Raw genomic sequence first — 16,203 nt, forward strand, 5'->3', positions numbered from 1 at the left:
TGCAAACGCCGCCCGGAACCGTTTTCCGGCTCGGACGGCGTCTTGGAAAACTCTGAAGTCTATGTAAGCGGGTCTTTGCCCGCTCACAAGCGCTTACTCTGCCGCAGCGGCTTTTGTGACTTTCAGTGAACCGCCCGCTTTTTCAACTGCCTCGACAGCAGCTTTCGACGCACCGGTCACTTCCAGGTTCACCTTGGCGCTGATCTCGCCTTTGGCCAGAACGCGGATGCCGTCCAGTTTGCGACGGACCAGACCGGACGCAACCAGTGCATCCTCGGTGATCGCAGCTTTGGCGTCCAGCTTGCCGGCGTCGACGAATTTCTGGATCAGACCCAGATTGATAACGGCGAATGCCTTGCGGTTGGGCTTGTTGAAGCCACGCTTGGGCAGACGCTGGTACAAGGGCATCTGACCGCCTTCATAGCCGTTGATGGCCACACCCGAGCGGGATTTCTGGCCTTTGATACCACGGCCACCCATTTTACCTTTGCCGGAACCCGGACCACGGCCAACGCGGGTGCGTTTCGGGGCGGCGCCAGGATTGTCGCGCAATTCGTTCAGTTTCATTTCGCTTCTCCTAAGCCGGATATGACCCCCGAAGCGTGATGGGCCAAACACGGCATTTCTTGGTTTTGATTCTCGCGGCCCAAAAGCCACCGCAGGCGTATAGGCCCGATGGCAGGGCTTGGCAAGCCTGCGATTTGGGATGGGATGGACCCGGCACAGAGGGCGTTTCCAACAGGTCAGCGCGCACGCCGCGCCGGTGACGGCCCGAGGGGTGGCGCAGTAACGGCTGATCAGCGCGCTTTATGGTGCCAGATACGTGGGAAGTTTGAGCGAGGCGCAAAGGCCCCCAAAGCGCCAGCCCGCCGGGACGGGCAGTCGCTGGCGCGGCGGGCTTTGGTTTTGATGTGCGCTTGGGTTGGGAGTAGATGGGGGTTGAGAGGGTATATGTTTCTTTGGAAGCGGGGGTGTCATCGACGGGTTTGACGGTCTTTGATCGGACCCGCCTTTGGAGAGAGGTAAATGGGCCCGCTATGGCGGTCATTTTTGTGCCCAAGTCGTTGTTTGCGCAGGCCTATGTTGACAGGTTGATTGGCGGGTTCAATTATGGCGAAAGTTTGAGAGTTCATTACGTTTAAAGGATAAAATGGCAAACGAATGGCATGTAAATTGGTTGAAAGAAGGCGTTGCGAACTGGAACTATCGCCGAAAGCGTGTGAAATTTGCACCTGATCTTTCCGGAATACGGTTCTTCGATCTTCTTCCACCTGACTTTCGCGATGCGCCTAAGACTTCAAGGTTTTTTGAAAGGATAGATCTTTCAGGTTCTAATCTTTCTGCTGCCGATTTGTCTGACCTCAACTTTGCGGGGGCAAAGTTCGACGGCGCGAACATGATAGAGGCTAACCTAAGCCTTTCGAATTTCTCCGGCGCGAGTTTTAGGGGCTCAAAGCTATTGGGCGCGCACGCAAACAGGTCCTTGTTTGACAAAGCAAGGTTTGAGAATGCTGATATAACGGGCGTAGACTTTTCATCTTCGTCTGCACAGGGTGCCGTGTTTATCGCGGTTGAACTGACTGCCATCCAAACTTAGCGGTTAGCCGTCAATGCAAATAGCGTTTTTACGTCAAGCGCAGCCTATCGCGCTGCGTTGAGCGAGCGATCAGCTTCTTACTCATCAGAAAAACAATCTGGCCAATTCAAAGAGGACAAGCGAACCGCCAAAAACAAATACGATGTGTTCTTCGGAACTAACCGGCAGCCTATCTATGAGCGTGGAGTTCTCTCGGACTTCTCTGGAGAGCATGACGATGAACTTCGTTTTGGTGTCTGTGAGGTTATAGTGCCCGAAGGGCACAGAGTAGGGTCGCTGGGTTCGTCGATATTTCGTAGATTGCTAAATTTGCAAGATGACAGGTTGCGTATGTCGCACCTTATTTCACTAAACGAAGAACTGTTTTTTGAGTTTGTGCGAACTGGCGCAAACAAAATGAAGATCAAACAAAAGCCAACAATTTTTGTCCACGGATACAATAACACGTTTGAAAATGCAGTGCTTCGCGCGGCTCAAATCGGTTACGATCTGGGAATCGGTCAAGGTGTTGGGCTGTTCAGTTGGCCATCCAAGGGCAAATACTTAAGGTACAAAACAGATGAAGCTGCTGTGGAGGCGAGTAAGTATTTCCTAGCGAACTTCATAGAAAAGTTCGTTACATCAGGGGTTGGGCCGGGTGTGAATCTTGTTGCGCATAGCATGGGCTGTCGATGCCTCTTGGGCGCTCTGGAAGTGCTTTCAATTGATCGAAAGAGCGTTCTCGGTGCTGTCGATCAGGTGATTTTGGCTGCCGCTGATGTTGACACAGCACTCATGCCGAATTTGGGGAAGCCAGCCGTCCTTGGAGCGACAAGGGCGACTTCCTACATTTCAAATCGAGACAAAGCTTTGAAGCTCTCAGGTTGGTTACACAGTTTTCCGAGGGTGGGTATTACTCCTCCAACCTTTGTGATGAGCGGTTTGGACACAGTTCTCGTGAACAACTTAGACCTTGGTGATGCCCAGCATGGATATGTCGGGACGAGTCGCGCTGTTCTTGGAGATATTTTTGATCTTCTGAAAAAGGGGACGCCGCCAGATGATCGTTTCACAATCGAATCGATAAACTGGGGGGGAGTAAGCTTTTGGCGACTAAAAGAGTAGCAAATTGATGTTTGAAAACTCGCTAAGAATTATTGGATTTGAAGCATCCACCCCTATAGACACCCACCCCCAACCCTGTTAAACGCTCCCAATCTTGCGGCCTCGGATTCGTTCCGGGGCCTTAGATATTTTGCAACCGGGGACCTTCGGGGCCCTATACCTTTGGCACCTACGGGGGCCTATCACATAGCGGGGGACCTCCCCTGCACTTGCTAAACGGAAGACAGAAAGCATGGCACTCAAGTCGTACAAGCCGACGACGCCGGGCCAGCGCGGGCTGGTGCTGATCGACCGTTCGGAGCTTTGGAAAGGACGTCCGGTCAAGTCTCTTACAGAGGGTTTGACCAAATCGGGCGGCCGGAACAACACCGGACGGATCACTTCACGCCGCCGCGGCGGTGGCGCAAAGCGTCTCTACCGGATCGTTGACTTCAAACGGAACAAATTTGATGTCGCGGCAACCGTCGAGCGGATCGAATATGACCCGAACCGGACCGCGTTCATCGCACTGGTAAAATACGAAGACGGCGAGCAGGCGTATATCCTGGCTCCGCAGCGTCTGGCTGTTGGTGACAAGGTCATCGCGTCGGCAAAGGCCGATATCAAGCCGGGCAACGCAATGCCGTTCTCTGGCATGCCCATCGGTACCATCGTCCACAACATCGAGATGAAGCCTGGCAAAGGCGGTCAGATCGCACGTGCGGCTGGTACTTACGCGCAATTCGTGGGCCGCGATGGCGGTTACGCTCAGATCCGTCTGAGCTCGGGCGAGCTGCGCATGGTCCGTCAGGAATGCATGGCCACCATCGGTGCCGTGTCCAACCCCGACAACAGCAACCAGAACCTCGGTAAAGCCGGTCGTATGCGCCACAAGGGCGTTCGTCCGTCGGTTCGTGGTGTTGCAATGAACCCGATCGATCACCCGCATGGTGGTGGTGAGGGTCGTACCTCGGGTGGCCGTACGCCGGTTACTCCGTGGGGTAAGGACACCAAGGGTAAGCGTACCCGCAACAAGAACAAAGCGTCCCAGAAGCTGATCATCCGCTCGCGGCACGCCAAGAAGAAGGGACGTTAATCCATGTCTCGCTCTGTTTGGAAGGGTCCTTTCGTCGATGCTTACGTGCTGAAAAAAGCCGAAGCAGCGCGCGAGTCGGGCCGCAACGAAGTCATCAAGATCTGGTCGCGTCGTTCCACCATCCTGCCCCAGTTCGTGGGTCTGACCTTTGGTGTGTACAACGGCCAGAAGCATATCCCGGTAAACGTCTCGGAAGACATGATCGGTCAGAAGTTCGGTGAATATTCACCGACCCGGACCTATTATGGCCACGCCGCAGACAAAAAAGCGAAGCGGAAGTAAGTCATGGGCAAGGAAAAGAACCCCCGCCGCGTGGCTGAAAACGAAGCAATGGCGAAAACGCGCATGCTTCGCACCAGCCCGCAGAAACTGAACCTGGTAGCAGCTATGATCCGCGGCAAGAAAGTCGAGAAGGCCCTGACCGACCTGACTTTCTCGAACAAGCGTGTCGCTCAGGACGTCAAGAAGTGCCTGCAGTCCGCAATCGCGAATGCCGAAAACAACCACAACCTGGACGTTGACGAGCTGATCGTCGCCGAAGCCTGGGTTGGCAAGAACCTGGTCATGAAGCGCGGTCGCCCGCGTGCCCGTGGCCGTTTCGGCAAGATCATGAAGCCGTTCTCGGAGATCACCATCAAGGTGCGTCAAGTTGAGGAGCAAGCCTAATGGGACATAAAGTCAATCCGATCGGCATGCGCCTTCAGGTCAACCGCACCTGGGACAGCCGCTGGTACGCAGATACCAAGGACTACGGTGATCTTCTGCTGGAAGACCTCAAGATTCGTGAGTTCATCCAGAAAGAGTGCAAGCAGGCCGGTGTTGCCCGTGTGATCATCGAACGTCCGCACAAAAAGTGCCGCGTTACGATCCACACCGCACGTCCGGGTGTCATCATCGGCAAGAAAGGTGCAGACATCGAAGTTCTGCGCAAGAAGCTGGCTGCGATGACCGACAGCGAACTGCACCTGAACATCGTCGAAGTGCGCAAGCCCGAGCTTGACGGTCAGCTGGTTGCCGAGTCGATCGCTCAGCAGCTGGAACGCCGTGTTTCGTTCCGCCGCGCGATGAAGCGTGCCGTACAGAACGCCATGCGCATGGGCGCCCTGGGTATCCGGGTGAACGTCGCTGGCCGTCTAGGTGGTGCCGAAATCGCACGGACCGAATGGTACCGCGAAGGCCGTGTGCCGCTGCACACTCTGCGCGCCGACATCGATTACGCACATGCCGAGGCGATGACCCCCTACGGGATCATCGGGATCAAGGTCTGGATCTTCAAAGGGGAGATCATGGAGCACGATCCGCAGGCACGTGACCGTAAAGCACAGGAACTCCAGGACGGCCCTGCACCTCGTGGTGCTGGTGGCGGTCGTCGCTAAGGAGGGAAAGATATGCTTCAACCAAAGCGTACAAAATTCCGCAAGATGCACAAAGGCCGGATCAAGGGCGAAGCCAAGGGCGGCTCTGATCTGAACTTTGGCACCTACGGCCTGAAAGCGATTGAGCCTGAGCGTGTAACCGCACGCCAGATCGAAGCTGCACGTCGTGCCATGACGCGTCACATGAAGCGTCAGGGCCGTGTCTGGATCCGCATCTTCCCCGACACTCCGGTTACGGCAAAGCCGATCGAAGTTCGTATGGGTAAAGGTAAGGGTTCGGTCGACCGTTGGGTTTGCAAGGTCAAGCCCGGTCGCGTGATGTTCGAGATCGACGGCGTCAATGACGACATCGCCCGCGAGGCCCTGCGCCTGGCTGCGATGAAGCTGCCGATCAAGACCCGCGTCGTGGTTCGCGAAGACTGGTAAGCGATCCGGGGGCACCCCCGCTCGTGACAAGATTGACCCCCGTCGGACCACCGGCGGGGGTTTTTCGTCAGGGGCTCTGCCCCCGCCGCGCGTGCCGCGCGCCTCCCCCGGGATATTTTGGGCCAGATGAAGCAGGGGATCCACTCTTCATCTGGCTGCAAATATCCCGGAGCGCGAGGCAGAGCCTCGCAAAACAGCCATCGCCTTCGCCACGCGGCTGGGTTAAGACGGCGCCATGCCACAGATTGAATCACTCTTCGTCACCCGCCTCTATCGTGCCTCTTTGTCCGAATTCGGTCCCCCGATCGATGCGGAGGAGTTGGAAAGCTCGTGCCTTGTCATCGCCGAGGATGACGAGGCCGGTCAGGACTGGTGCGAAGAAAACGGCTATCCCGGTTACACCAGCTATGCCTCGCTGACCGACCTGCCCTGGCGGTTTCCGATATTCGCCGATCTGGTCAAGGCGCTGGACAGCCATGTGGCGGCTTTTGCCAAGGATCTGGAGTTTGATCTGGGCGAGGGTAAGTTGAAGCTGGAAGATCTGTGGATCAACATCCTGCCCGAAGGCGGCATGCATTCCAGCCACTTGCATCCGCACAGTGTGATTTCCGGCACCACCTATGTGGCGATGCCCGAAGGCGCGAGCGCGCTGAAGCTGGAAGACCCGCGCTCAGGCCGCATGATGGCCGCGCCGACACGGCTGAAGGGCGGGCGACGCGATTTGCAGCCCTTCATCTATATGAAGCCGCAGGTGGGCGATGTCCTGCTATGGGAAAGCTGGCTGCGCCACGAGGTGCCGATGAACATGGCCGAGGAAGAGCGGATTTCAGTGAGTTTCAACTATAAGTAGGAGTGAGCGTTTGTGAGCGATCCAAAGATGCTTCAGAGATCGCTCGGCAAAATGGTAGTGGATTAAGCAGTTACATCGCCGTTAGCTGCTAATTAGCTGCTAAACCGGCTCTAATCACAGATTCACTTGATACCACATTTTTTTTGTGACTGGCGCTTTGTCTTTTTCATTTGGTTCACGGTTTTGTTTTGGGATTGCTTGAGCGCGACCATCTCCTTTTCTCGAGATTCCCCATAATACATTGCCTGCGCCCACAATTCGTAAAGTTCCGGGGACATGTTCTTCTGGGCGATACCCGCCAAGCAGAGGCACTGTTCGACGGACATACCGTTCAAACGGCTGTCAGCATTCGCCTTGCTGCAAACCTTGTCACCGGAAATCGCTTGGGCTTGCGCAGAACCTGCAATTAATGTCAGCGCAGTGGCAAAGAGTACATTTTTCATTACGTTACTCACTTTGAAATAACATTTGCGGTTCCTAGCTACTTGTGCTGTTTTGGTCGTGCAAGCTATAAGTGAACATAGAGCAAGCAACTCGCGTCAGGCTCAGGCTTCACGAACATTGTGCACTTGCCCAAACTTCCTCTTGCCACCCACCCCCCAAACCCCTATAGAGCGGCATCTTGCGGTCTCCCGGCGTTGTCGGGCGATTCGTATGTCTATCATTCATCCACCAGGTCAAAGGTGACCCGAGTACGGGGCCTTCTGGTGTTTTGAGCAAAGGAAAAAGGCGATGAACGCCCAAGAACTGCGTGACAAGACCCCTGATCAGCTCCGCGAGGAACTGGTCAACCTGAAGAAAGAAAGCTTTAACCTGCGCTTTCAACAGGCAACCGGTCAGCTGGAAAACACTGCTGGCATCAAAGCGGCCCGCCGCAACGCTGCCCGCGTCAAAACCATCCTGAACGAAAAGGCCGCTGCCGCGGCATCCGAGGAGTAATCAGATGCCCAAGCGTATCCTGCAAGGCACCGTGACCAGCGACGCCAACGAACAGACCATCACCGTGCTGGTCGAGCGCCGTTTCAAGCACCCGCTGCTGCACAAAACCGTTCGTAAGTCCAAGAAATACCGGGCTCATGACGAAAAGAACGCCTTCAAGGTCGGCGACTCCGTACGCATCATCGAATGCGCGCCGAAATCGAAGACGAAACGTTGGGAAGTTCTGGAAGCGTAAGCTTCCGGGATTTTTCATTTGTCGAAACCCTGGGGGATTTAATCAGAACAGCCCCCACAGGTCGGGAGAAACCACATGATCCAGATGCAGACCAATCTGGATGTCGCTGACAACTCTGGCGCACGCCGAGTTCAGTGCATCAAGGTCCTGGGTGGTTCCAAGCGTAAATACGCCTCTGTTGGCGACATCATTGTCGTCTCGGTGAAGGAAGCCATCCCGCGCGGCCGCGTAAAGAAAGGTGACGTCCGCAAGGCCGTCGTCGTACGCACCGCCAAAGAAGTCCGTCGCGAAGACGGCACCGCGATCCGTTTCGATCGCAACGCCGCCGTCATCCTGAACAACAACAACGAGCCCATTGGTACCCGTATCTTTGGCCCCGTTGTTCGTGAACTGCGCGCGAAGAACTTCATGAAAATCATCTCGCTGGCTCCGGAGGTGCTGTAATCATGGCTGCTAAACTCCGCAAAGGCGACAAGGTCGTCGTGCTGGCCGGCAAGGACAAGGGCAAAGAGGGGACTATCACCTCGGTTGACCCCAAAGCCGGTAAAGCTGTTGTCGATGGTATCAACATCGCCATCCGCCACACCCGCCAGTCGCAAACCTCGCAAGGTGGTCGCCTGCCTCAGGCAAACCCGATCGAGCTGTCGAACCTGGCACTGCTGGATAAGAACGGCAAAGCAACCCGCGTTGGCTTCCGTATGGAAGGTGACAAGAAGGTGCGGTTTGCCAAGACCACAGGGGACGTGATCGATGCTTGATAACGCAACTTACACCCCGCGCCTGAAAGCGCAGTACGCCGAGACCATCCGTGCCGCTCTGAAAGAAGAGTTCGGCTACAAGAACGACATGCAGCTGCCCAAGCTGGAAAAAATCGTTCTGAACATCGGTTGTGGTGCTGAGGCCGTCAAAGACTCGAAGAAAGCGAAAGCTGCTGTCGAGGATCTGACTGCGATTGCCGGTCAACAGGCCGTTGCAACCAAGGCAAAGAAATCGATCGCGGGTTTCCGCGTCCGGGAAGACATGCCGCTGGGTGCGAAAGTGACCCTGCGCGGTGACCGGATGTACGAATTCCTGGATCGTCTGATCACGATCGCGATGCCGCGTATTCGTGACTTCCGCGGTGTTAAGCCCTCTTTCGACGGTCGTGGCAACTTTGCCATGGGCATGAAAGAGCACATCGTGTTCCCGGAAATCGACTTCGACAAGGTCGACGAGGTCTGGGGCCTGGATATCGTAATTGCCACCACAGCGAAAACCGACGCTGAAGCAAAGGCACTGTTGAAAGCATTCAACATGCCGTTCAACGCGTAAGCGCCGGGAGGATTGAGACATGGCTAAGAAAGCAATGATCGAACGCGAGAAGAAGCGCGAACGCCTGGTGGCCAAATATGCCGCAAAGCGTGCCGAGCTGAAAGAAATCGCGAATGACGAAAGCAAGCCGATGGAAGAGCGCTTCAAGGCGCGTCTGAAACTGGCGAAACTGCCGCGCAACAGCTCGGCTACCCGTCTGCACAACCGTTGTCAGCTGACCGGTCGTCCCCACGCTTACTATCGTAAGCTGAAGGTCAGCCGTATCGCGCTGCGCGAGCTGGGTTCTGCTGGTCAGATCCCCGGCATGGTGAAATCGAGCTGGTAAGGGAGACATAGATATGAATGATCCTATCGGCGATATGCTCACCCGTATCCGCAACGCGCAAATGCGCGGCAAGTCCACCGTATCCACTCCGGCGTCGAAGCTGCGTGTTTGGGTTCTGGACGTGCTGGCGGACGAAGGTTACATCCGTGGCTATGAAAAGACGACCGGTGAAAACGGTCATCCGGCCATCGAAATCAGCCTGAAATACTACGAAGGCACCCCTGTCATTCGCGAACTGAAGCGGGTTTCGAAACCCGGTCGCCGCGTATACATGGGCGTCAATGACATCCCGCAGGTCCGTCAGGGTCTGGGCGTGTCGATTGTCAGCACTCCGAAAGGTGTGATGTCGGACGCAAACGCTCGCTCCAACAATGTTGGCGGCGAAGTGCTCTGCACCGTCTTCTAAGGAGGTCTGCAATGTCTCGTATTGGTAAAAAACCGGTCGAGCTGCCCAGCGGCGTAACCGCCTCTGTGTCGGGTCAGACCATCGAAGTCAAAGGTCCGAAAGGCACCCGCAGCTTCACCGCCACCGACGACGTGACGCTGTCGGTTGAAGACAACGTGGTCAAGATCGACCCTCGCGGCATGTCCAAGCGTGCCCGCCAGCAGTGGGGCATGAGCCGCACCATGGTTGCCAATCTGGTAACCGGTGTGACCACAGGCTTCAAAAAAGAGCTGGAGATCCAGGGTGTTGGTTACCGGGCGCAGATGCAGGGCAACACCCTGAAGCTGAACCTGGGCTATAGCCACGATGTTGATTTCACAGCTCCGGAAGGTGTCACCATCACCGCACCGAAGCAGACCGAGATCGTTGTGGAAGGTATCGACCAGCAGCTGGTGGGCGAAACCGCGGCCAAAATCCGCGAGTGGCGCCGCCCCGAGCCGTACAAAGGCAAGGGCATCCGCTATAAGGGCGAGTTCATCTTCCGCAAGGAAGGCAAGAAGAAGTAAGGACGCAGACAATGGCAAACAGCAAAAGAACCCTGTTTCTGAAGCGCCGCCTGCGCGTTCGGAACAAACTTCGCAAGGTCAACGCGGGTCGTCCGCGCCTGTCCGTACACCGTTCGAACAAGAACATCTCTGTTCAGCTGATCGACGACGTACGTGGCGTGACCCTGGCCTCGGCCTCGACCCTGGAAAAAGATCTGGGTGTTGTTGGCAAGAACAACGTCGAAGCGGCGACGAAAGTCGGCGCGGCCATCGCCGAGCGTGCCAAGAAGGCAGGCGTCGAAGAGGCCTATTTCGATCGTGGCGGCTTCCTGTTCCACGGCAAAGTGAAGGCTGTCGCCGACGCTGCGCGTGAAGGTGGTCTGAAGATCTGATGGTGTGCCGGGCTGAAGCCCGGCCTACCGGAAACGACGCCGTAGGCCGGGCTTCAGCCCGGCACCGGCACTTTGAAGGCGGGTCCGCCCGCCTCGATGATCGGGGAGCCCCGGAATGTCATTCGCGGGTTCACTTCGATTGAGTAATTGGCGCCGCGAGCGCCTCTAGAGGAAAAGGGATGCCAAATGGCAGAACGTGAAAACCGTCGGGGCCGTGGCCGCGACCGTGAAGAAACACCGGAATTTGCAGATCGCCTGGTCGCAATCAACCGCGTGTCGAAAACCGTAAAAGGTGGTAAGCGCTTTGGCTTCGCCGCTCTGGTGGTTGTCGGCGATCAGAAAGGCCGCGTCGGCTTTGGCAAGGGTAAAGCGAAAGAAGTACCTGAAGCCATCCGCAAGGCGACTGAGCAAGCCAAGCGTCAGATGATCCGCGTACAGCTGCGCGAAGGTCGGACCCTGCACCACGACATCGAGGGCCGTCACGGCGCCGGTAAAGTGGTTATGCGCGCTGCGCCTGAAGGTACCGGTATCATCGCCGGTGGTCCGATGCGTGCCGTGTTCGAAATGCTGGGTGTCAAGGACGTTGTCTCCAAGTCGCTGGGCTCGCAGAACCCCTACAACATGATCCGCGCCACCATCGACGGCCTGCAGAAAGAGCAGAGCCCGCGTTCGGTTGCCGCACGTCGTGGCAAAAAGGTTGCTGACATCCTGCCCAAGCGGGACGACGCACCGGCTGCTGCTGAAGCAGAAGCATAAGGAGAGCACGTCATGGCAAAAACCATCGTCGTCAAACAGGTCGGTTCGCCGATCCGTCGCCCCGCCGAACAGCGCGCAACCCTGATCGGCCTGGGCCTGAACAAGATGCACAAAACCCGTGAGCTGGAGGATACTCCTTCGGTGCGCGGCATGATCCGCAAGATCCCGCATCTGGTTGAGATCGTCGAAGAGCGCGGTTAAGCCCGCCTTCATCGGAAAGAATAAAAACGCCTCCGGTCAAATCGGGGGCGTTTTTTGTTGGCACTTTAGTATCTTGGGGTTTCCTTTTTCCAACCCGGATCGCAGGAGCGGCGTGTTCTGATTGATCTGCATCAATGACCAATTGGGTTGTGATGAACTACCCAGCGTGTTCCACGCAGGAGGTTCTTGAAGTGAGTGCGGATAAGACAGGACGGATCGTATGGCATGACCTCTTTACGCCTGATCTGAACGCTTCCGAGGCTTTCTATGGCCGTGTAGCGTTGTGGGATTTCATTAAGGAAAGCACCGAAGACTATGTCTGGGGCCAGGGAAAAGGGGAGTTCACTCTTGCTCTTCTGAATGGGGAAGCCGGAAGTGGATTGACCAAAACTCCAGCGGGTTTTGATGCCGGCTGGCTTCCCTATTTCGAAGTTCCCGATGTCGATAAATATTCAAAGCGGGCCGAGAAGCTGGGCGCGCGCATCATTCGACGCCCCTTTGATGTGCCCGGCGTCGGGCGAAACTGCCTATTGTTGGACCCATTAGGGGCCAGGTTTGGCATTTCCGTTTCACAACACGATTACCCGATACCTACACAACAGTTCACAACAGAGGTTTATCTGAGCGAAGGCCCGGAGTTTCCAGTCGAATTCTACCAATCGTTGTTTGATCGAACATCTTCGAAGACAGATGGCACGGGCGCGGCCGGGCCAGGTCAGTGGCTTTCACATATTCCTGTGGTTGCTTCACCAGATAAAAAGATACGTGAAAGATGCGCCTGGCTACCTGGAATTAAGGTCACTGCTATCGAGAATGCGGTACGTGATGCTTTGACGCTTGGAGCGTCCGAAGTGCGTGTTCGATCACGGAATAGCGCGCAGCATGCACCGCGTGTATTTCGCGACCCGACGGGGCTTTATTTTGCATTTCATCAGGTCGGTCCGGTTTTAGGAGCAAACTAAAGGTCGCTGCAAACCGCAGATGGCCATCGCGTCGACCTGCAGGTCAGCTGCAAAATCCATGCCAATAGGAATAGGAACCAGGCTACGAACAAGCCAACCCGCGAATGTTATTCGCCGCATGCATACCGGCTAGACCAAAATCTGCGTTGTTAGCGATAGCAAACGCTCCTATCTCTGCCTTGTCCAATGAAGGAACTCAAAAGGAAACGTCAGGGAATACGCCCTGATACGAGAAAGGAATACAGAGATGACAACTGCGACACTGACCCATACCGGCTTCAACTTCGGCACCCGGATCGCTGACATGATCACACGGATCAAAACAGCCCGCGCACGTGCTGCTGAGTATCAGCGCACCTATACCGAGTTGCAGCGTCTGAGCAACCGTGAGCTGGACGATATCGGCATCCGCCGCTGCGACATCGCAGATATCGCGCACCGGCACGTATATTGCTCGTAACCACTCACACAATTGAAACGACCCAAAGGCGCCTTAGGGCGCCTTTTCTATGCCTGTTGCAGGCCCGGCCCCGCGTGCAGGCCGCTCAGAGGCCGTCAGAGGGTCCGATGGCTGTTTATGCGGCCCAAGTGCTGTTGACGCCAGAATCGCCCTGAGCGACCGCTGGAGGGCGTGTGACCGCACTGCCCTGACGCGCAAACCCAAAGATTTGACGCCTGAAACGAAATCGGCCCCGGAGGAATGATCCACCGGGGCCGAAAAATGTCACTGTAAGCGTTGGATCAGAGACCGGTGCTTACGTCGATTGTGTTACCCTCTTCCAAGGTCACGTATGCTTTCTTGACGTCTTTCCGACGGCCCAACTGGCCGCGGAACCGCTTGACCTTGCCTTTGGTCACGGTGGTGTTCACCGCTTTGACCTTCACACCAAACAGTGCCTCAACGGCCTCTTTGATCTGCGGCTTGTTGCTTTCGATCGCCACTTCAAAGACAACCGCGCCATTTTCGGACGCCATGGTCGACTTTTCGGTGATGATCGGCTTGCGGATCACGTCGTAGTGTTCTGCCTTCGCGCTCATTTCAGACGAGCCTCCAGTGCTTCGACAGCCGCTTTGGTGAGCACCAGGGTGTCACGCTTGAGGATGTCATAAACGTTTGCACCCATCGACGGCAGGATATCCAGACCTTCGATGTTGCGCGACGCCTTCAGGAACCCTTCGTTCACGGTCGCGCCGTCGATGACCAGAGCGCGTTTCCAGCCCAGGTTTGCAACCTGTTTGGCCAGTGCGGCGGTCTTGCCTTCGGCTTCGGCGTTCTCGATCACAACCAGTTCACCTGCTTTGGCTTTGGCCGACAGAGCGTGGCGCAGGCCAAGCTTGCGGAACTTCTTCGGCAGCTCGTGGCCGTGCGAACGTGGGGTCGGGCCCTTGTAGATACCACCCTTGCGGAAGATTGGCGCGTTACGGTCACCATGGCGTGCGCCACCGGTGCCCTTCTGGCGATAGATCTTCTTGGTCGAGTAGCTGGTTTCCGAGCGGGTCTTGACCTTGTGGGTGCCGGCCTGCGCGTTGTTGCGCTGCCAACGGACCACACGGTGCAGGATGTCCGCGCGCGGCTCGAGGCCGAACAGGTCTGCATCCAGCTCGATGTCGCCGGCCTTGCCGCCGTCCAGTTTGATTACATCAAGTTTCATGCTTCACCACCTTCCGCGGATACTTCTTCCGCAGGTGCTTCGGTTGCAGCCGATTTCACAGCAGCCGGGAAAGGCAGGCCTTCCGGTGCTTTCTTCTTCACGGCGTCCTTGACGGTGACCCAGCCCGATTTCGGTCCGGGAACGGCGCCTTTGATGAAGACCAGACCACGGTCGGCGTCGGTTTTGACAACCTCGAGGTTCTGGGTGGTAACACGGGCAGCACCCATGTGACCGGCCATCTTCTTGCCTTTGAACACCTTGCCCGGATCCTGACACTGACCGGTCGAGCCGTGCGAGCGGTGGCTGATCGACACACCGTGCGAGGCGCGCAGACCACCGAAGTTGTGGCGCTTCATCGCACCGGCAAAGCCTTTACCGATCGAGGTGCCCGAGACGTCAACCTTCTGACCGGCCAGGAAGTGCTCTGCCGAGATTTCGGCGCCCACTTCGATCAGGCCATCTTCGGAGACGCGGAACTCGGCCAGCTTGCGCTTGGGCTCGACCTTGGCAGCGGCGTAGTGGCCGCGCATGGCCTTCGAGGTGCGTTTTGCCTTGGCAGCACCAGCGCCCAGCTGAACGGCGGTGTAGCCGTCTTTTTCAGCGGTCCGCTGTGCAACGACCTGCAGGTTGTCCAGGTGAAGAACGGTCACAGGGATCTGCTTGCCGTCTTCCATGAACAGGCGGGTCATGCCAACTTTTTTTGCGATAATACCAGAGCGCATATTCTATACCCTCCGATCTTACGACTGCAGCTTGATCTCGACGTCCACACCAGCGGCCAGGTCGAGCTTCATCAGCGCGTCAACGGTCTGGGGGGTCGGATCAACGATGTCGAGCAGACGCTTGTGCGTGCGGATCTCGAACTGGTCGCGGGATTTCTTGTCAACGTGAGGGCCACGGAGAACCGTGAACTTCTCGATCTTGTTCGGCAGCGGGATCGGGCCGCGCACATTCGCGCCGGTCCGCTTGGCAGTGTTGACGATCTCTTGCGTGCTGGCATCCAGAACGCGATAGTCAAATGCCTTCAGCCGAATACGGATATTTTGGCTTTGCATAATAACAGCCTTTTATCAGGCGTTGGGGTTGAGAGGAGGACAGACGCGCATCGCCAACCCTCATCGAACCCAAAAGGCGGGAATCACCCCGCCTTGACGTTCTTGTTGAGAACTCGCGCGTATTAGTGGGGTTGGTAGGGTTTGGCAAGGGGGAAGTTGGCTTTACGTTACAACCCATGTGCAAACGTAAGACTTTGAAATAACGTCGATACGATTGTGCAAATGCTTGGTACAATTTTTGAGCTTGTTTAGCTTAAGTTAATCTCTTTTAGATTGAGACCCAAACCAAGTCTGTTAGCAATGTTTCTCATACAAATTCTTCCCTAGCCAAGAAGGAATAAGAATGCGAGGAATAGCAAGCGTGCTAGTCACAGCCGTAATATCTGGTACTGTCGTCCTTTCAAGTGCATCGGTTGCGATAGCGCTAGAACCCAACCGTCGTGCCGAGATTGTTGAGAGTGTAGGCAAATTTGTTGAGGCCATCGGCTGCTCGTACGAAGCGGATAATCAGCAGGATCTGTTGATAGCGGATCTGGGCGCAACGGAGTTGGAAGGTACAACCTACATAGCATTTCCGATGGTTGACGTAGGTTGTGTAGTTGGATCTGGTACGATTTACTTCATGCCAGTTGTATTGACGGCCTCAGATTTTGGTTCTCAAACACCTTATGTAGACTTGTGGGCTACTGCGAATGTCGACTTCGTCGAATTACCCGGAAGAGCATTGGAGGCCGTTGAAGCTCTGGATGCAAATCATATTCGCATTGCCGGATATAGCTACCGCGAAGATGATCCAAGTTGCTGTCCGACAAAACGCGTGGACCGTGTGTATAAACAACATTGGGGCCGAGGGGAGGGTTTATGGGTGCCCGAGTTTGATTGAAGGTACTCGATCCTGAATTGAAATTATGTGAACACGGATCAAAGTAGCCAGATTGGGAAAAGGCCGCCCCCTAGGGAGCGGCCCTTGTTTGTTCACCGATGTGCCGGGCTGAAGCCCGGCCTACGGATTATTCT

General features: G+C 56.0%; 28 protein-coding genes. 22 read left to right on the forward strand and 6 right to left on the reverse strand.

Going from position 1 to position 16,203, the window contains the following annotated elements:
- Positions 1–93 precede the first annotated feature (93 nt).
- The gene (gene rplO, locus I9188_RS18285) at positions 94–567 is read right to left on the reverse strand and encodes a 50S ribosomal protein L15 (RefSeq protein ID WP_209505859.1); all 474 of its coding nucleotides are present in this window, start codon (positions 565–567) and stop codon (positions 94–96) included.
- 583 nt (positions 568–1,150) lie between these two features.
- Between rplO and I9188_RS18290 the strand changes: the two genes are divergently transcribed.
- The 8 genes from I9188_RS18290 (at position 1,151) to I9188_RS18325 (ending at position 6,428) form a co-directional block, all read left to right on the forward strand.
- Complete coding sequence (locus I9188_RS18290) at positions 1,151–1,597, forward strand: pentapeptide repeat-containing protein (protein WP_209505858.1); 447 nt, start codon at positions 1,151–1,153, stop codon at positions 1,595–1,597.
- Between the two features lie 57 nt (positions 1,598–1,654).
- Entirely contained in the window at positions 1,655–2,701 is a 1,047-nt protein-coding gene (locus tag I9188_RS18295; RefSeq protein ID WP_209505857.1) for an alpha/beta hydrolase, read from the forward strand.
- Between the two features lie 232 nt (positions 2,702–2,933).
- Positions 2,934–3,776 (forward strand): 50S ribosomal protein L2, encoded by an 843-nt coding sequence (gene rplB / locus I9188_RS18300; RefSeq protein ID WP_170531634.1) that lies wholly within the window; start codon positions 2,934–2,936, stop codon positions 3,774–3,776.
- A gap of 3 nt (positions 3,777–3,779) precedes the next feature.
- Positions 3,780–4,058, forward strand: coding sequence for a 30S ribosomal protein S19 (rpsS, locus tag I9188_RS18305; RefSeq protein ID WP_005980699.1), 279 nt, complete (start codon positions 3,780–3,782; stop codon positions 4,056–4,058).
- Positions 4,059–4,061: 3 nt separating this feature from the next.
- Positions 4,062–4,442 (forward strand): 50S ribosomal protein L22, encoded by a 381-nt coding sequence (gene rplV, locus I9188_RS18310; RefSeq protein WP_209505855.1) that lies wholly within the window; start codon positions 4,062–4,064, stop codon positions 4,440–4,442.
- Positions 4,442–5,152 carry a 30S ribosomal protein S3 gene (rpsC, locus tag I9188_RS18315; protein ID WP_209505853.1) on the forward strand — a complete coding sequence of 237 codons (711 nt, stop codon included), beginning with the start codon at positions 4,442–4,444 and terminating at the stop codon, positions 5,150–5,152. Before rplV ends, rpsC begins: the two co-directional genes overlap by 1 nt.
- 12 nt (positions 5,153–5,164) lie before the next feature.
- Positions 5,165–5,578: a 50S ribosomal protein L16 gene (gene rplP / locus I9188_RS18320; RefSeq protein ID WP_170615802.1), complete on the forward strand. Its 414-nt coding sequence runs from the start codon at positions 5,165–5,167 to the stop codon at positions 5,576–5,578.
- 235 nt (positions 5,579–5,813) lie between these two features.
- Positions 5,814–6,428: a 2OG-Fe(II) oxygenase family protein gene (locus tag I9188_RS18325; RefSeq protein ID WP_209599703.1), complete on the forward strand. Its 615-nt coding sequence runs from the start codon at positions 5,814–5,816 to the stop codon at positions 6,426–6,428.
- 122 nt (positions 6,429–6,550) lie between these two features.
- Here I9188_RS18325 and I9188_RS18330 read toward each other — a convergent pair whose 3' ends face one another.
- Entirely contained in the window at positions 6,551–6,871 is a 321-nt protein-coding gene (locus I9188_RS18330) for a hypothetical protein (protein WP_209505849.1), read from the reverse strand.
- Positions 6,872–7,160: 289 nt separating this feature from the next.
- Here I9188_RS18330 and rpmC point away from each other — a divergent pair, with 289 nt between their 5' ends.
- The 13 genes from rpmC (at position 7,161) to I9188_RS18395 (ending at position 12,939) form a co-directional block, all read left to right on the forward strand.
- On the forward strand, positions 7,161–7,367 hold the full coding sequence (gene rpmC, locus I9188_RS18335; protein ID WP_209505847.1) for a 50S ribosomal protein L29: 207 nt from the start codon (positions 7,161–7,163) through the stop codon (positions 7,365–7,367).
- Between the two features lie 4 nt (positions 7,368–7,371).
- Positions 7,372–7,602, forward strand: coding sequence for a 30S ribosomal protein S17 (rpsQ, locus tag I9188_RS18340; protein WP_209505845.1), 231 nt, complete (start codon positions 7,372–7,374; stop codon positions 7,600–7,602).
- 75 nt (positions 7,603–7,677) lie between these two features.
- The gene (gene rplN, locus I9188_RS18345) at positions 7,678–8,046 is read left to right on the forward strand and encodes a 50S ribosomal protein L14 (RefSeq protein WP_011567679.1); all 369 of its coding nucleotides are present in this window, start codon (positions 7,678–7,680) and stop codon (positions 8,044–8,046) included.
- A 2-nt stretch (positions 8,047–8,048) separates the two neighbouring features.
- On the forward strand, positions 8,049–8,360 hold the full coding sequence (gene rplX / locus I9188_RS18350) for a 50S ribosomal protein L24 (protein WP_010437096.1): 312 nt from the start codon (positions 8,049–8,051) through the stop codon (positions 8,358–8,360).
- Positions 8,353–8,913 carry a 50S ribosomal protein L5 gene (gene rplE / locus I9188_RS18355; RefSeq protein ID WP_209505843.1) on the forward strand — a complete coding sequence of 187 codons (561 nt, stop codon included), beginning with the start codon at positions 8,353–8,355 and terminating at the stop codon, positions 8,911–8,913. Before rplX ends, rplE begins: the two co-directional genes overlap by 8 nt.
- Before the next feature lie 19 nt (positions 8,914–8,932).
- Positions 8,933–9,238 (forward strand): 30S ribosomal protein S14, encoded by a 306-nt coding sequence (gene rpsN, locus I9188_RS18360; RefSeq protein ID WP_010437098.1) that lies wholly within the window; start codon positions 8,933–8,935, stop codon positions 9,236–9,238.
- A gap of 13 nt (positions 9,239–9,251) precedes the next feature.
- A complete protein-coding gene (rpsH, locus tag I9188_RS18365; RefSeq protein ID WP_209505841.1) occupies positions 9,252–9,644 on the forward strand; it encodes a 30S ribosomal protein S8 in 393 nt (130 codons plus the stop codon).
- An 11-nt stretch (positions 9,645–9,655) separates the two neighbouring features.
- Positions 9,656–10,189, forward strand: coding sequence for a 50S ribosomal protein L6 (gene rplF, locus I9188_RS18370; protein WP_170467582.1), 534 nt, complete (start codon positions 9,656–9,658; stop codon positions 10,187–10,189).
- Between the two features lie 11 nt (positions 10,190–10,200).
- Entirely contained in the window at positions 10,201–10,560 is a 360-nt protein-coding gene (gene rplR / locus I9188_RS18375; protein ID WP_010437103.1) for a 50S ribosomal protein L18, read from the forward strand.
- Between the two features lie 186 nt (positions 10,561–10,746).
- Positions 10,747–11,316 carry a 30S ribosomal protein S5 gene (rpsE, locus tag I9188_RS18380; RefSeq protein WP_209505839.1) on the forward strand — a complete coding sequence of 190 codons (570 nt, stop codon included), beginning with the start codon at positions 10,747–10,749 and terminating at the stop codon, positions 11,314–11,316.
- A 12-nt stretch (positions 11,317–11,328) separates the two neighbouring features.
- Positions 11,329–11,517, forward strand: a complete 189-nt coding sequence (gene rpmD, locus I9188_RS18385; protein WP_170613764.1) for a 50S ribosomal protein L30 — start codon at positions 11,329–11,331, stop codon at positions 11,515–11,517.
- A 134-nt stretch (positions 11,518–11,651) separates the two neighbouring features.
- Positions 11,652–12,479 (forward strand): VOC family protein, encoded by an 828-nt coding sequence (locus I9188_RS18390; protein ID WP_209505837.1) that lies wholly within the window; start codon positions 11,652–11,654, stop codon positions 12,477–12,479.
- A gap of 247 nt (positions 12,480–12,726) precedes the next feature.
- The gene (locus I9188_RS18395; RefSeq protein ID WP_209505835.1) at positions 12,727–12,939 is read left to right on the forward strand and encodes a DUF1127 domain-containing protein; all 213 of its coding nucleotides are present in this window, start codon (positions 12,727–12,729) and stop codon (positions 12,937–12,939) included.
- A gap of 281 nt (positions 12,940–13,220) precedes the next feature.
- On the opposite strand, the gene I9188_RS18400 is transcribed toward I9188_RS18395, so the two are convergent.
- From I9188_RS18400 to rpsJ, 4 genes are read right to left on the reverse strand one after another with little or no spacing between them, the layout of a single operon-like run.
- Positions 13,221–13,517: a 50S ribosomal protein L23 gene (locus I9188_RS18400; protein ID WP_170609990.1), complete on the reverse strand. Its 297-nt coding sequence runs from the start codon at positions 13,515–13,517 to the stop codon at positions 13,221–13,223.
- A complete protein-coding gene (rplD, locus tag I9188_RS18405) occupies positions 13,514–14,131 on the reverse strand; it encodes a 50S ribosomal protein L4 (RefSeq protein ID WP_209505833.1) in 618 nt (205 codons plus the stop codon). The genes I9188_RS18400 and rplD overlap by 4 nt, the downstream gene beginning before the upstream one ends.
- Complete coding sequence (gene rplC / locus I9188_RS18410) at positions 14,128–14,853, reverse strand: 50S ribosomal protein L3 (protein WP_171638102.1); 726 nt, start codon at positions 14,851–14,853, stop codon at positions 14,128–14,130. The genes rplD and rplC overlap by 4 nt, the downstream gene beginning before the upstream one ends.
- An 18-nt stretch (positions 14,854–14,871) precedes the next feature.
- Positions 14,872–15,186, reverse strand: coding sequence for a 30S ribosomal protein S10 (gene rpsJ, locus I9188_RS18415; RefSeq protein WP_008756422.1), 315 nt, complete (start codon positions 15,184–15,186; stop codon positions 14,872–14,874).
- Positions 15,187–15,529: 343 nt separating this feature from the next.
- On the opposite strand from rpsJ, the gene I9188_RS18420 reads away from it, so the two are divergent.
- The gene (locus tag I9188_RS18420) at positions 15,530–16,069 is read left to right on the forward strand and encodes a hypothetical protein (RefSeq protein ID WP_209505831.1); all 540 of its coding nucleotides are present in this window, start codon (positions 15,530–15,532) and stop codon (positions 16,067–16,069) included.
- Positions 16,070–16,203: the final 134 nt, after the last annotated feature.

This window comes from Ruegeria sp. HKCCSA071 (assembly GCF_017872555.1).
GTDB lineage: Bacteria > Pseudomonadota > Alphaproteobacteria > Rhodobacterales > Rhodobacteraceae > Ruegeria.

What these genes read in the sequence shown, in the direction of transcription:
- rpmC (WP_209505847.1), top strand. Translation starts at nt 7,161, where the DNA reads ATGAACGCCCAAGAACTGCGTGACAAGACCCCTGATCAGCTCCGCGAG.
- rplP (WP_170615802.1), top strand. Translation starts at nt 5,165, where the DNA reads ATGCTTCAACCAAAGCGTACAAAATTCCGCAAGATGCACAAAGGCCGG.
- rplD (WP_209505833.1), bottom strand. Translation starts at nt 14,131, where the DNA reads ATGAAACTTGATGTAATCAAACTGGACGGCGGCAAGGCCGGCGACATC.
- rplX (WP_010437096.1), top strand. Translation starts at nt 8,049, where the DNA reads ATGGCTGCTAAACTCCGCAAAGGCGACAAGGTCGTCGTGCTGGCCGGC.
- rpsC (WP_209505853.1), top strand. Translation starts at nt 4,442, where the DNA reads ATGGGACATAAAGTCAATCCGATCGGCATGCGCCTTCAGGTCAACCGC.
- rplV (WP_209505855.1), top strand. Translation starts at nt 4,062, where the DNA reads ATGGGCAAGGAAAAGAACCCCCGCCGCGTGGCTGAAAACGAAGCAATG.
- I9188_RS18420 (WP_209505831.1), top strand. Translation starts at nt 15,530, where the DNA reads ATGCGAGGAATAGCAAGCGTGCTAGTCACAGCCGTAATATCTGGTACT.
- rplB (WP_170531634.1), top strand. Translation starts at nt 2,934, where the DNA reads ATGGCACTCAAGTCGTACAAGCCGACGACGCCGGGCCAGCGCGGGCTG.
- I9188_RS18325 (WP_209599703.1), top strand. Translation starts at nt 5,814, where the DNA reads ATGCCACAGATTGAATCACTCTTCGTCACCCGCCTCTATCGTGCCTCT.
- rplC (WP_171638102.1), bottom strand. Translation starts at nt 14,853, where the DNA reads ATGCGCTCTGGTATTATCGCAAAAAAAGTTGGCATGACCCGCCTGTTC.
- rpsQ (WP_209505845.1), top strand. Translation starts at nt 7,372, where the DNA reads ATGCCCAAGCGTATCCTGCAAGGCACCGTGACCAGCGACGCCAACGAA.
- rpsH (WP_209505841.1), top strand. Translation starts at nt 9,252, where the DNA reads ATGAATGATCCTATCGGCGATATGCTCACCCGTATCCGCAACGCGCAA.
- rplF (WP_170467582.1), top strand. Translation starts at nt 9,656, where the DNA reads ATGTCTCGTATTGGTAAAAAACCGGTCGAGCTGCCCAGCGGCGTAACC.
- rplR (WP_010437103.1), top strand. Translation starts at nt 10,201, where the DNA reads ATGGCAAACAGCAAAAGAACCCTGTTTCTGAAGCGCCGCCTGCGCGTT.
- rplO (WP_209505859.1), bottom strand. Translation starts at nt 567, where the DNA reads ATGAAACTGAACGAATTGCGCGACAATCCTGGCGCCGCCCCGAAACGC.
- I9188_RS18330 (WP_209505849.1), bottom strand. Translation starts at nt 6,871, where the DNA reads ATGAAAAATGTACTCTTTGCCACTGCGCTGACATTAATTGCAGGTTCT.
- rpmD (WP_170613764.1), top strand. Translation starts at nt 11,329, where the DNA reads ATGGCAAAAACCATCGTCGTCAAACAGGTCGGTTCGCCGATCCGTCGC.
- I9188_RS18400 (WP_170609990.1), bottom strand. Translation starts at nt 13,517, where the DNA reads ATGAGCGCGAAGGCAGAACACTACGACGTGATCCGCAAGCCGATCATC.
- rpsE (WP_209505839.1), top strand. Translation starts at nt 10,747, where the DNA reads ATGGCAGAACGTGAAAACCGTCGGGGCCGTGGCCGCGACCGTGAAGAA.
- I9188_RS18390 (WP_209505837.1), top strand. Translation starts at nt 11,652, where the DNA reads ATGACCAATTGGGTTGTGATGAACTACCCAGCGTGTTCCACGCAGGAG.
- I9188_RS18395 (WP_209505835.1), top strand. Translation starts at nt 12,727, where the DNA reads ATGACAACTGCGACACTGACCCATACCGGCTTCAACTTCGGCACCCGG.
- rpsJ (WP_008756422.1), bottom strand. Translation starts at nt 15,186, where the DNA reads ATGCAAAGCCAAAATATCCGTATTCGGCTGAAGGCATTTGACTATCGC.
- rplE (WP_209505843.1), top strand. Translation starts at nt 8,353, where the DNA reads ATGCTTGATAACGCAACTTACACCCCGCGCCTGAAAGCGCAGTACGCC.
- rpsN (WP_010437098.1), top strand. Translation starts at nt 8,933, where the DNA reads ATGGCTAAGAAAGCAATGATCGAACGCGAGAAGAAGCGCGAACGCCTG.
- rplN (WP_011567679.1), top strand. Translation starts at nt 7,678, where the DNA reads ATGATCCAGATGCAGACCAATCTGGATGTCGCTGACAACTCTGGCGCA.
- rpsS (WP_005980699.1), top strand. Translation starts at nt 3,780, where the DNA reads ATGTCTCGCTCTGTTTGGAAGGGTCCTTTCGTCGATGCTTACGTGCTG.
- I9188_RS18290 (WP_209505858.1), top strand. Translation starts at nt 1,151, where the DNA reads ATGGCAAACGAATGGCATGTAAATTGGTTGAAAGAAGGCGTTGCGAAC.